The organism is Streptomyces sp. NPDC042100, from assembly GCF_055582325.1.
In genome coordinates this window covers 764,155-776,656 of sequence record NZ_JBVJDK010000001.1, presented here as the reverse complement: position 1 = coordinate 776,656, position 12,502 = coordinate 764,155, and the positions used below count along the sequence as shown (strand labels likewise).

Here is a 12,502-nt window from a genome sequence, read left to right as displayed (position 1 = left end):
ACCATGGATCTCGTCTTCCGCGACGCCGAGGTCGTCGACGGCGCCGGCGCGCCGTCCTACCGCGCCGACGTCGCCGTCACCGACGGCCGGATCGCCGCGATCGTCAAGGAGGGCGCGGCGGCCGGCTGCCAGCGCCCCACCGCCCGCCGGGTCGTCGACGCCGACGGCCTCGTCCTCTCCCCCGGCTTCATCGACATGCACGCCCACAGCGACCTGGCGCTGCTCCGCGACCCGGACCACAGCGCCAAGGCCGCGCAGGGCGTGACCCTGGAGGTGCTCGGCCAGGACGGCCTGTCGTACGCGCCGGTCGACGACCGGACCCTCGCCGAGGTCCGCCGCGCCATCGCCGGCTGGAACGGCGACGGCTCGGACATCGACTTCGACTGGCGCACCGTCGGCGAGTACCTGGACCGGCTCGACCGGCAGGGCATCGCCGTCAACGCCGCCTACCTGATCCCCCAGGGCACGGTCCGGATGCACGCCGTCGGCTGGGACGACCGGCCCGCCACCGACGCCGAGCTGGACCACATGCGGCGGCTGGTCGCCGAGGGCCTGGAGCAGGGCGCGGTCGGCATGTCCTCCGGCCTCACCTACACGCCGGGGATGTACGCGCCCGACGCCGAGCTCACCGAGCTGTGCCGGGTGGTCGCCGCCCACGACGGCTACTACTGCCCGCACCACCGCTCCTACGGGGCGGGCGCCCTGGAGGCGTACGCGGAGATGGTGCGGCTGACCCGGGACGCGGGCTGCGCCCTGCACCTGGCCCACGCCACGATGAACTTCGGCGTCAACGAGGGGCGGGCGCCGGAGCTGCTGGCCCTCCTCGACGCGGCGCTCGCCGACGGCGCGGACATCAGCCTCGACACGTACCCGTACACCCCCGGCTGCACGACGCTGGTCGCCGTGCTCCCGAGCTGGGCGCACGAGGGCGGCCCGGAGGCGCTGCTGGACCGGCTGCGCGACGACGCGACCGCCGAGCGGATCCGGCACCACCTGGAGGAGCTCGGCTCGGACGGCTGCCACGGGGTGCCGGTCGAATGGGACACCATCGAGATCTCCGGGGTCACGGACCCGGCGCTCGCCGGCTCCGTCGGCCGGCGCGTGTCCGGCTGGCCCGCCGCCCGCGAGCTGCTGCTGGCCGACCGGCTGGGCACGACGATCCTCCAGCACGTGGGCCACGAGGAGAACGTCCGGGCGATCATGCGCCACCGGGTCCACACGGGCGGCTCGGACGGCATCCTCCAGGGCGCCAAGCCGCACCCCCGCGCCTACGGCACCTTCCCGGAGTACCTGGGCCGGTACGTGCGCGAGGAGGGCGTGCTGTCCCTGGAGGAGTGCGTCGCCCACCTGACCTCCCGCCCGGCGGCCCGGCTGCGCCTGCCGGACCGCGGCCTGGTCCGCGAGGGCTACCGCGCGGACCTGGTCCTCTTCGATCCGGCGACGGTCGCGGCGGGCTCCACGTACGCGGCGCCCCGCACCCTGCCGACCGGCATCCCGCACGTCCTGATCGACGGCCGGTTCGTGATGGAGGACGGCAAGCGCACGGACGTCCTGGCGGGCCGCTCGGTCAGGAGGACGACCGGCTGACCCAGGGCAGCCGCCGCCCCCGGGCCCCGGTCCCGGTCCCGGCGTCCGTCCCGGCGTCCGTCCCGGCGTCCGTCCCCGCGTCCGTCCCCACGTCACCGCGGCGGCGCTCCCGCGGCGCGGGGACGGACGGCAGGCCCCCGCCCGGGGGCGCCGTCCGCCGCAGCCACACCGCGCCGACCGCCAGCACGAGCCCCATCAGGGCGAAGCCGTACCAGGGCGTGCGGCCCGACGGGGCCGTCTCGTAGGCGAGCGCCCCGCAGAGCACCGCGAGCCACCGCCCCCACGGCCCGTCCCAGGCGACCGCCGCCACCGCGCAGACCCCCCACAGCGCGTACCAGGGCTGCACCATCGGCGAGAGCGCGACCAGCGCCAGCAGGGAGAGGCCGAGGCCGAGCACCGGGTCGGTCCGGCCCTTCCAGACCCGCCACCCCAGCGCCGCGATGATCCCGAGGGCCGCCAGCAGGCCCAGCTTCTGGACGACCGCCTTCACCGGCTCCGGGTCGTCCGCGACGAGCAGCCCCAGCCCGAGGCCCAGGTCGCTGGTGACGGAGAGCGCCGTGTGGATGGTCCCGGCCACGCTCTGGGTGCGCAGCCAGCCGAAGCCGGTCCCGGCCGCCACCGTCGCGCCCGCCGCGACCGCCGCGGCGACGGCCCCGGGCAGCAGCCCCTTCAGCACGCCCCGGACGCCCCCGCCGGCGCGCCGCGCCACGAGGATCCCGACGAACAGCAGCGCCACCGCGGCCGGCGACTTCACCATGACCGCGAGCCCGACCAGCACGCTGCCGGCCACCCACCGCCCGCGCACGGCCAGCAGCAGGCCGCCGAGCATGAGGCCGGTCATGAGCCCGTCGTTGTGCGTCCCGGCGACGACGTGGATGAGCAGCAGCGGGTTGAGCGCGGCGAGCCACAGCGCGCCGGGCCGCCCGTCGGAGAGCCCGCGGACCGCCCAGACGATCAGGGCGAGCGCGCCGACTCCGATCAGCCGCATCCCGAGGACGGCGGGCACGACGGCGCCGCCGGTGAGCTTCACGACCGCCTGCGCGAGGACGAGGAAGACCGGCCCGTAGGGCGCGGGGGTGTCGGTCCAGTGGCCGCCGACGCTGGCGGCGGCGTCCCAGCCGAGCTCGCCGGGGCCGAGGACGGCGGGCCCGGCCCCGTACACGTCATGGCCTTCGAGGACCATCGCGCCCTGGGCGATGTAGCTGTACACGTCGGCGCTGTAGAGCGGCGGCGCGAGCAGCAGCGGCGCCGTCCAGCAGGCGAGGGTGACGCCGATCCGGTCCCGCGCGCCGTCGGCGTACAGGCGCCCGTAGCGCCACCAGGCGGCGACGAGCAGGGTCAGGCCGAGGTACGCGAGGACGGCGCCGGCCACGGTGACGGCGGAGCCGCGCGGCTCCCACAGGCCCCAGCCGCCGCGCTCCGGCAAGGTTCCGGCGGCCCAGCCGCCGACGGCGACGGCGAGCGCTCCGGCCGCCCCGAGCCACCGGCACCCGGCGGTACTGAAAACCCACATGACGGACCAACCTACCCGCGTCCCGGCCCGCCCCCGTCACTCTCCCGGGTGCCCCCGCCCCGACGTGGCACAGAACACGGGGCACGCCGACCGGCCCGGCCGTAAGCTCGCGTCATGCAGGTGATCCAGTCCACGAAGCTGTCCAACGTCTGTTACGAGATCCGCGGCCCGGTGCTCGAAGAGGCGATGCGGCTGGAGGCAGCGGGCCACCGCATCCTCAAGCTCAACACCGGCAACCCGGCCGCCTTCGGCTTCGAGTGCCCCCCGGCCATCCTTGAGGACGTGCTGCGCAACCTCGCCGACGCGCACGGCTACGGCGACGCGAAGGGCCTGCTGTCCGCCCGCCGCGCGATCATGAGCCACTACGAGACCAAGGGCATCCCGCTCTCCGTCGAGGACATCTACCTCGGCAACGGCGTCTCGGAGCTGATCCAGATGTCGATGCAGGCGCTGCTCGACGACGGCGACGAGGTGCTGGTCCCGGCGCCGGACTATCCGCTGTGGACGGCGGCGGTCTCGCTCGCGGGCGGCACCGCGGTGCACTACCGCTGCGACGAGCAGGCGGACTGGATGCCGGACCTGGCCGACATCGAGCGGAAGATCACCGACCGCACCAAGGCGCTCGTCCTGATCAACCCGAACAACCCGACCGGCGCCGTCTACGACGACGAGATGCTCCGCTCGCTGACGGACATCGCCCGCCGCCACAACCTGGTGGTCTGCTCGGACGAGATCTACGACAGGATCCTCTACGACGGGGCCACCCACACCCCGACCGCCGCGATCGCCCCCGACCTCCTCGTCCTCACCTTCAACGGGATGAGCAAGAACTACCGGGTGGCGGGTTTCCGCTCCGGCTGGCTCGCGGTCTGCGGTCCGAAGCACCACGCCTCCTCGTACATCGAGGGGCTGACGATCCTGGCCAACATGCGCCTGTGCGCCAACATGCCGGCCCAGCACGCGGTGGCCGCCGCGCTCCAGGGCCGCCAGTCCATCGAGGACCTGGTGCTGCCGGGCGGGCGGCTGCTGGAGCAGCGCGACACGGCGTACGAGCTGCTGACCGCGATCCCCGGTGTGACCTGCGTGAAGCCGAAGGGCGCGCTGTACCTGTTCCCGCGCCTCGACCCGAACGTCTACAAGATCAAGGACGACCGGCAGATGGTCCTGGACCTGCTGCGGGCCGAGAAGATCATGGTCGTGCACGGCACCGGCTTCAACTGGCACGAGCCGGACCACTTCCGGATCGTCACCCTGCCCGCCGCCCCGGACCTGGCGGACGCGGTGACCCGGATCGGCACCTTCCTGGACGGCTACGGCCAGCACTAGGGCCGGTCCGGCGGATCGACCCCGACCCGATTCGGACAGCACTCAACTTTAGATTGAATCTAAGCTAGGATGCCTCCAGAGCAATCAGGAGGCCGTCCCATGTACGAACCGATCCGCACCAAGTCGGTCCACCGGATGGCCGACGACGACCACACCGCGTACCCGCACCGCTCCCGCGAGGAGGAGCTGGACATCCAGCTCGCCGGACACCTCGCCGCCCTGCTCGCCGTCACCGACGAGCTCGGCGACGGCGAGGCCGGCGAGCTGATCGCCCGGCAGGTCGCCCGGCTCCGCGGCGCGCCCCCCGCGCGCCACGCGGGCCTCAGCGGCTCCCCCGCCGAAGCGCTGCACCGCAGGGCGCACGCCCTCGCGGGCCGCGCCCTGGTCGTCGCCGCCTCCCGGGCCGACACGGCCGCCGCGATCCTCGCCGCCGAGCGCATGGACGCGCACACCGCGGCGCTCACCGGGGAAACCCTGGTCGGCGCCCCCTGACGGCCCCGGTCCGCGCGGCCACGACACCGCGCGGACCGGGCGCCACCCACCCCGGACGCCACCCACCCCGGACGCCACCCACCCCGGACGCCACACCGCCCCGGACGCCACCCACCCCGGACGCCACACCGCCCCGGGCGCCACCCCTCCCTTCCGGCCGCCCCGGCCCGGACGTCACCCGTCCGGTTCCCTACCGGGATCGTGGCTTCACCCCCCGTACACCCGACTCCCCCTGGAATGTGGGTTTCCGCGAGCACGCTGCCCGCGTGAGACGCATTCTGGGAATCGTCCTCGCCGTCCTGCTCCTGGGCGGCGTGGCCGCCGTCCTCGTGACGGGCGGCGACCAGGACGACAAGGGCACGGCAACGAAGACCGTGCGAGGAGTGATCGGGTCGGAGAAGGCGGAGTTCTTCGCCGATCCCGAGGTCGTGAAGGCCCTTGCCGCCAAGGGCCTCACCGTACGGACGGAGACCTCCGGGTCCTGGGACATGGAGCGGCTGCCCCTCAAGGGCTACGACTTCGCCTTCCCGTCCGCCAAGGCGCCCGCCGACGAGATCAAGGCCCGGACGAAGGCGAGCGGCACCCCGCTGCGGCCCTTCTACTCGCCGCTGGTCGTCGTCGCGCACAGCGCCGCCGCCAAGGTGCTCGCCGCCAACGGGCTCGCCGCGCTCGGCCCCGGCGGCCGCACCGGCACCCTGCGCATGGCGGCCTATCTCGACGCCGCCCGCGCCGACCGCACCTGGCAGCAGCTCAAGGGCTCCGCCGGGCACGCCGAACTGAGCGGCACCCTGTTCGTCACCACCACCGACCCGCTGTCCTCCAACTCCGGCGCCCTCTACCTGGCCGCCGCGAGCTACGTCGCCGACGGCGGCCGGGTGGCCGGGGACCGGGCCGCCGTGGACCGCACCGCCCCGCTGCTGCGCAAGCTCATCCAGGTCCAGGGCGCCCAGCAGTCCAGCTCCGACGCCCCCTTCCGGGACTTCGTCAGCGGCGTCGGCAACCCCCTGGTCCTCGTCTACGAGTCGCAGGTCGCCGCCCAGCTGATCGCCAAGCGGGACCCCGGCGACCTCGTCGTGCTCTACCCCGACACCACCGTCAGCAGCGACCACACCCTCGTCCCGCTCACCGAGGCCGGCCGGACCCTCGGCGAGCTCCTCTCCGAAGACCCGGAACTGCGCCGGCTCGCGGTCCGCCACGGCTTCCGGCCGCAGGGCGCCCCCGCCGAGTTCACCGCCGCCACCGCCGGACTCACCGGCTATCTCGACCAGACGCTCACCGGAGTCCGCCAGGCACCCGTGCCCACCTCCGCGGTGCTGCACCGGATGGCCCTGCGGGCCCGCGACCAGGGGGACACTCCATGACCACGCCCAGCGCACCGGACGGCCCGCTCGTCCTCACCCCGCCCGAGCCGGTCGCCCCGGTCCGCGCGGAACAGGCGAAGACGCTCGTCCCGGTGGACGACACGGTCCGCGCCGAGATGGCCCGGCGCGCCGACGAGTACGTCGGCTCGCTCGCCGGACTCGACGCCCGCTCCCCCGAGTTCGCCGGCCGGATCGACGAGATCACCGGTCTCGGCGGCGGCGAACTGCGCTCCGCCGCCCAGCAGTCCAACCGGATGCTGGACCGCACCGTCCGCTCCCTCGGCTCCGGCGGCGGCGACCCGGCCTCCCGGGTCGGCGACTCGCTCGTCGCGCTGCGCCGCACCGTGGAGGACCTGGACCCGCGCGACACCGCCGCCAAGGGCGTCCGGGGCCTGCTGGCCAAGCTGCCCGGCGGCAACCGGGTCCGCGACCACCTCGCCCGGTACGCCTCCTCGAAGGCCACCCTCGACCGCATCCTGGACGCCCTCGACGGCGGCAAGGACGAACTGCGCCGGGACAACGCGGCCCTGCGCACCGAGCGGGCCAGGCTGTGGGAGACCATGGGCCGGCTCCAGGAGTACGCGGTCCTCACCGAGGCGCTGGACGCCGCCGTCGAGGAGCGCCTGGCCCGCACCGGCGACCCCGCCGAGGCCGACGCGCTCCGCGCCGACGTGCTCTTCCCGCTCCGGCAGAAGCACCAGGACCTGCTGACCCAGCTCGCCGTCTGCGCCCAGGGCTATCTGGCGATGGACGTGGTCCGCCGCAACAACGAGGAGCTCATCAAGGGCGTGGAGCGGGCCGCGACGACCACCGTCACGGCGCTGCGGATCGCGGTGATGCTGGCCTCCGCCCTGGACCACCAGAAGAAGGTCACCGAGCAGGTCACCGCCCTGCGCGGCGCCACCGAGAGCCTCATCCAGCACAACGCGGACGCGCTCTCCGGCCAGTCCGGCGACATCCAGCGGCTGGCCGCGGAGCCCGCGGTGGGCCTGGAGACCGTACGCAACGCCTTCCGGCAGATCTACTCGACGCTCGACGCCATCGACACGTACAAGATCCGGGCGACCGAGTCCATGGCGCAGACCGTCGACGCGCTCGGCGCCGAACTGCGCACGGCGAGCGCGCACCTGGAGCGCACCCGCGCCGCCGACGGCGGGCCCGGGATCCTCGAAGGAGGCCGTGGATGAGAACCCCGGCACGCGCCCCGGCACCCGCCCGCGCCCTGCGCGCCCTGACCGCCGCGCTCGCCCTGGCCCTCGCCGCCACCGGCTGTGCGGGCGGCGCCGCCCACGACGGCCCCGCCCCGGACGACCGCGCCTACCGCCCCGGCACCCTGCGGATCCTCGCCTCCTCCGAACTCGCCGACATGGCACCGGTCCTGGAGGAGGTCCGCAAGACCACCGGCGTCACCGTGCGCCCCACCTACACCGGCACCCTCGACGCCGTCCGGCGGATCGCGTCCGGCGAGGCCGACAAGGAGTTCGACGCCGTCTGGCTGTCGTCCAACGCCTATCTGCGGCTGCGCCCCGACACCGCCCGCCGGATCACCGGCGAGACCCCCGTGATGGCCTCCCCGGTCGCCGTCGGGGTGCGGCCCGCCGCCGTCGCCCGGCTCGGCTGGGACCCGGCGAAGGTCACCTGGGCCCAGCTCCACCGGGCCGTCGCCGACGGGAAGCTCGGCTACGGCATGACCGACCCGAAGCGCTCCAACTCCGGCTTCGCCGCGCTGGTCTCCGTCGCCTCGGGCCTCTCGGGCGCCCAGTCCGCGCTCACCGAGCGGGACGTGAAGGCGGCCACGCCGAAGCTCAGGGAGTTCTTCGCGGGGCAGAAGCTGACCTCCGGCTCCTCCGGCTGGCTCGCCACCGCCTACACCCGCAGGACCGACGTCGACGCACTCGTCAACTACGAGTCGGTGCTGCTGTCGATGCCCGGCGAGCTCACCGTGATCCGCCCCGCCGACGGGGTCGTCACCGCCGACTACCCGCTGACCTCGCTCACCGCCGCGCGCCCCGAGGCCAGGGACGCCACCCGCCGGCTCGCGGACCGGCTGCGCTCCCCGGAGGTCCAGCGCCTGATCACCGAGCGGACCCTGCGCCGCCCGGTGGTCCCGGGTGTCGCCCCGGCGTCCCGGCTCGCCGCCGGGCCCCGCCGCGAACTGCCCTTCCCCGGCAGCCGGGCGGTCGCCGACGGACTCCTCGACGCGTACGACAACACCCTGCGCCGCCCCTCCCGCACGGTCTACGTGCTGGACACCTCGGGCTCGATGGAGGGCGCCCGGCTGGACCGGCTGAAGGCCGCGCTGGCACAGCTGACCGGGGACTTCCGGGACCGCGAGGAGGTGACCCTGATGCCCTTCGGCTCCTCGGTGAAGGGCGCCGAGGTCACCACCCGCACGGTCGACCCTGCCGCCCCGAAGACCGCGCTCGACGCGCTGCGCGCGGACGCGGGCCGGCTGTCGGCCTCGGGCGGCACCGCGATCTACTCCAGCCTGAAGGAGGCGTACGCGCGCCTCGGCGCCGACGCCTCGGACGGCGCCTTCACCTCGATCGTGCTGATGACGGACGGCGAGAACACCGACGGCGACCCGGCCGAGGCCTTCGACTCCTTCTACGCGGAGCTCACCCCCGCCCAGAAGCGCACCCCGGTCTTCCCGATCCTCTTCGGCGACTCCGACCGGTCCGCGCTCACCCACATCGCCGAGCTGACCGGCGGGCGCCTCTTCGACGCGACCCGGGGTTCGCTCGACGGAGCCTTCGAGGAGATCCGTGGCTATCAGTGACCGGCTGCTGCGGTACGCGGAGTCCCGCAAGAACCTCACGGGCTGCGTGGCCGGCCTGGCCGGGGTGGGTCTCGCCCTGACCGGCGCGGCGGGCCCGCTGTGGCCACTGGTGGTCGCGGGCCTGTACGGGGCGGGGGCGCTGATCGCCCCGCCCGAGCGCCCGGCTGCGCCCGGCTTCCCGGACCCGGCCGAGCAGCTGGACGCGCTGCGGGCGGACCTGGCGACGCTGCGCGGCTATCTCGCGGAGGTGGAGCTGCCGCCGGCCGCGCACGGGCGCCTGACGGAGCTGGACACGCTGCTGGGCGCACTCCTGGAGCCGGGCTGGGTGAGCGAGTCCGCGCACCTGCGGCTGCTGGGGCGGGCGGTGCGCCAGGACGTGCCGGAGGCGGTGGACGCCTTCGTGCGCAGCCGCTGGTGGGACCGGGCGGTGCCGGGCAAGGAGCCGCCGGAGCGGCACCTGGAGCGGCAGCTCACGGCACTGCACACGGAGCTGCGGACGGTCGCGGAGGCGCTGCACGAGGCGGAGGTGCGGCGCCAGGAGACCCACACCCGCTATCTGGAGGACCGGGGCCGCTGACCACGCCGAGGGAGCCGGGACGTGCGCCGGCCCCCGTAGCCGTGAGGGGGCTCCGGGGGCCGGATGCGTCGTGGCGGACCGTCGTGACCCCACTGGTCAGGGCGGTGTTTCGGGGCAGCCCACCACGAGTCTTCGGGATGCCGCTACGGGATCAGCCCAGGCGCTCGACGAGCGCGCGGTACTCGTCCCACAGCTCCTTCGGGGTGTGCTCGCCGAAGGTCTCCAGGTGCGCGGGGACCAGGGCGGCCTCCTCGCGCCAGACGTCCTTGTCGACGGTGAGCAGGAAGTCCAGGTCGGCCTCGGGGAGGTCGAGCCCGTCGGTGTCGAGGGACTCCCGGGTCGGCAGCACGCCGATGGGGCTCTCGACACCTTCGGCCTTGCCGTCGAGGCGCTCGACGATCCACTTGAGGACGCGGCTGTTCTCGCCGAAGCCGGGCCACACGAACTTCCCGGCGTCGTTCTTGCGGAACCAGTTCACGTAGTAGATCTTCGGCAGCTTGGCCTGGTCCTTGTCGGCGCCGACCTTGACCCAGTGGGCCATGTAGTCGCCCATGTTGTAGCCGCAGAACGGCAGCATGGCGAAGGGGTCGCGGCGCAGCTCGCCGACCTTGCCCTCGGCGGCGGCGGTCTTCTCGGAGGCCACGTTGGCGCCGAGGAAGACGCCGTGGTTCCAGTCGAAGGACTCGGTGACCAGCGGCACGGCGGAGGCGCGGCGGCCGCCGAAGAGGATCGCGGAGATCGGGACGCCCCTGACGTCCTCCCACTCGGGGGCGATCGTCGGGCACTGCCCGGCCGGCACGGTGAAGCGGGCGTTGGGGTGGGCGGCCGGGGTCGTCGACTCCGGCGTCCAGTCGTTGCCCTTCCAGTCGGTCAGGTGGGCGGGCGCCTCCTCGGTCATGCCCTCCCACCAGACGTCGCCGTCGTCGGTGAGCGCGACGTTGGTGAAGACCGAGTTGCCCCAGAGGGTCTTCATGGCGTTGGCGTTGGTGTGCTCGCCGGTGCCGGGCGCGACGCCGAAGAAGCCGGCCTCGGGGTTGATCGCGTAGAGGCGGCCGTCCTCGCCGAAGCGCATCCAGGCGATGTCGTCGCCGATGGTCTCGACCGTCCAGCCGGGGACGGTCGGCTCCAGCATGGCGAGGTTGGTCTTGCCGCAGGCGGACGGGAAGGCGGCGGCCACGTACTTCGCCTCGCCCCGCGGCGGGGTGAGCTTGAGGATCAGCATGTGCTCGGCGAGCCAGCCCTCGTCACGCGCCATGACGGAGGCGATGCGCAGCGCGTAGCACTTCTTGCCGAGCAGGGCGTTGCCGCCGTAGCCGGAGCCGTACGACCAGATCTCGCGGGTCTCGGGGAAGTGCGAGATGTACTTGGTGGAGTTGCACGGCCACGGGACGTCGGCCTCGCCCTCGGCGAGCGGCGCGCCCAGCGTGTGCACGGCCTTGACGAAGAAGCCGTCGGTGCCGAGCTCGTCGAGGACGGCCTGTCCCATGCGGGTCATGGTGCGCATGGAGACGGCGACGTAGGCGGAGTCGGTGATCTCGACGCCGATGGCGGAGAGCGGGGAGCCGACGGGGCCCATGCAGAACGGGACGACGTACATCGTCCGGCCCTTCATCGAGCCGCGGAAGATGCCCTGGTCACCGGCGAAGAGGTCCTTCATCTCCGCGGGGGCCTTCCAGTGGTTGGTCGGGCCCGCGTCCTCCTCCTTCTCGGAGCAGATGAAGGTGCGGTCCTCGACGCGCGCGACGTCCGTCGGGTCGGAGGCCGCGTAGTACGAGTTCGGGCGCTTGACCGGGTCGAGCTTCTTGAAGGTCCCCTTGGCGACGAGCTCCTCGCACAGGCGCTCGTACTCGGCCTCGGATCCGTCGCACCAGACGATCCGGTCGGGCTGAGTGATCTCGGCGATCTCGTTGACCCACGAGATCAGTTCCTTGTGCTGGGTGGGGACGGTGGAGGGAGCCGCGTTGTCGCGCGCCACGATTGCTCCTTGTTGAGGGGTTTGTGAAGATGTCTGCCCCTTGGGGGCTGCGACCCGGATGCGTCGTAGGCGCTCATCCGGTGCCGACCGCACTCATTTGATCATCCGATGCTACCGCCCATATGTCCAGAGGGCCTCACACGTGAGCATCGCCACTCATATCCGGTACCTACGGAGGCGTAGGTAGCATTCGGTGTCATGACTGCAGCCACGCCGGAACTCACGCCGCTCCCCCTCAAGCCGCGCCTCAGGGGCTGGCTGCACGCCGGCATGTTCCCCGCGGTGATCGTGGCCGGACTCGTCCTGGTCGCCCTCTCGGACTCGCCCCGCGCCCGGATCGCCTGCGGGATCTACGTCCTCACCGCCTGCCTGCTCTTCGGCATCAGCGCCCTCTACCACCGAGGCAACTGGGGCCCGCGCGGCGAGGCGGTGCTGCGGCGCCTCGACCACGCCAACATCTTCCTGATCATCGCGGGCACCTACACCCCGCTGACCCTGCTGCTGCTCCCGGACTCCACCGGCCGCCCGCTCATGTGGGCGGTCTGGGCCGCGGCCGCCGCCGGCATCGCCTTCCGGGTCTTCTGGGTCGGCGCCCCCCGCTGGCTTTACACGCCCTGCTACATCGCGATGGGCTGGGCCGCCGTCTTCTTCCTGCCCGACTTCATGCGCACCGGCGGCATCGCCGTCCTCGTCCTGGTGATCGTCGGCGGCCTGCTCTACAGCGCGGGCGGCGTGATCTACGGCATCAAGCGCCCCAACCCCTCACCCCGCTGGTTCGGCTTCCACGAGGTCTTCCACTCGCTGACCCTGGCCGCGTTCATCGTCCACTACGTGGGCATCTCGCTCGTCGCGTACCAGCACTCCTGACCCGGCGGGCCCGCCCGGCCGGGCA

The 12,502-nt window shown here is 73.6% G+C and carries 10 protein-coding genes; 8 read left to right on the top strand and 2 right to left on the bottom strand.

Translation table 11 applies throughout. The features are described 5' to 3' along the window. Positions 1-3: 3 nt before the first annotated feature. The gene (locus ACZ6J5_RS03725; protein WP_469387215.1) at positions 4-1,587 is read left to right on the top strand and encodes an N-acyl-D-amino-acid deacylase family protein; all 1,584 of its coding nucleotides are present in this window, start codon (positions 4-6) and stop codon (positions 1,585-1,587) included. Here the strand turns inward: ACZ6J5_RS03725 and mptB are convergent. Beyond that, positions 1,568-3,100 carry a polyprenol phosphomannose-dependent alpha 1,6 mannosyltransferase MptB gene (gene mptB, locus ACZ6J5_RS03720; protein WP_469387213.1) on the bottom strand — a complete coding sequence of 511 codons (1,533 nt, stop codon included), beginning with the start codon at positions 3,098-3,100 and terminating at the stop codon, positions 1,568-1,570. The two genes, ACZ6J5_RS03725 and mptB, sit on opposite strands and share 20 nt — an antisense overlap. Before the next feature lie 114 nt (positions 3,101-3,214). Between mptB and ACZ6J5_RS03715 the strand changes: the two genes are divergently transcribed. From ACZ6J5_RS03715 to ACZ6J5_RS03690, 6 genes are all read left to right on the top strand, one after another. Then, entirely contained in the window at positions 3,215-4,426 is a 1,212-nt protein-coding gene (locus ACZ6J5_RS03715) for a pyridoxal phosphate-dependent aminotransferase (protein ID WP_469387211.1), read from the top strand. 99 nt (positions 4,427-4,525) lie between these two features. Then, positions 4,526-4,918: an SCO4983 family protein gene (locus tag ACZ6J5_RS03710; RefSeq protein WP_469387209.1), complete on the top strand. Its 393-nt coding sequence runs from the start codon at positions 4,526-4,528 to the stop codon at positions 4,916-4,918. A 239-nt stretch (positions 4,919-5,157) separates the two neighbouring features. Then, positions 5,158-6,279 carry a hypothetical protein gene (locus ACZ6J5_RS03705; RefSeq protein ID WP_469387207.1) on the top strand — a complete coding sequence of 374 codons (1,122 nt, stop codon included), beginning with the start codon at positions 5,158-5,160 and terminating at the stop codon, positions 6,277-6,279. Beyond that, entirely contained in the window at positions 6,276-7,466 is a 1,191-nt protein-coding gene (locus tag ACZ6J5_RS03700) for a toxic anion resistance protein (RefSeq protein ID WP_469387205.1), read from the top strand. Before ACZ6J5_RS03705 ends, ACZ6J5_RS03700 begins: the two co-directional genes overlap by 4 nt. Continuing rightward, positions 7,463-9,058 (top strand): substrate-binding and vWA domain-containing protein, encoded by a 1,596-nt coding sequence (locus tag ACZ6J5_RS03695; protein WP_469387203.1) that lies wholly within the window; start codon positions 7,463-7,465, stop codon positions 9,056-9,058. The genes ACZ6J5_RS03700 and ACZ6J5_RS03695 overlap by 4 nt, the downstream gene beginning before the upstream one ends. After that, entirely contained in the window at positions 9,045-9,635 is a 591-nt protein-coding gene (locus tag ACZ6J5_RS03690) for a hypothetical protein (RefSeq protein ID WP_362472881.1), read from the top strand. Before ACZ6J5_RS03695 ends, ACZ6J5_RS03690 begins: the two co-directional genes overlap by 14 nt. A 151-nt stretch (positions 9,636-9,786) precedes the next feature. Here the strand turns inward: ACZ6J5_RS03690 and ACZ6J5_RS03685 are convergent, their stop codons facing one another. Further along, complete coding sequence (locus tag ACZ6J5_RS03685; protein ID WP_469387200.1) at positions 9,787-11,610, bottom strand: phosphoenolpyruvate carboxykinase (GTP); 1,824 nt, start codon at positions 11,608-11,610, stop codon at positions 9,787-9,789. Positions 11,611-11,808: 198 nt separating this feature from the next. Here ACZ6J5_RS03685 and trhA point away from each other — a divergent pair, with 198 nt between their 5' ends. After that, entirely contained in the window at positions 11,809-12,477 is a 669-nt protein-coding gene (gene trhA, locus ACZ6J5_RS03680; RefSeq protein ID WP_351664399.1) for a PAQR family membrane homeostasis protein TrhA, read from the top strand. The last annotated feature ends 25 nt before the right edge of the window (positions 12,478-12,502 follow it).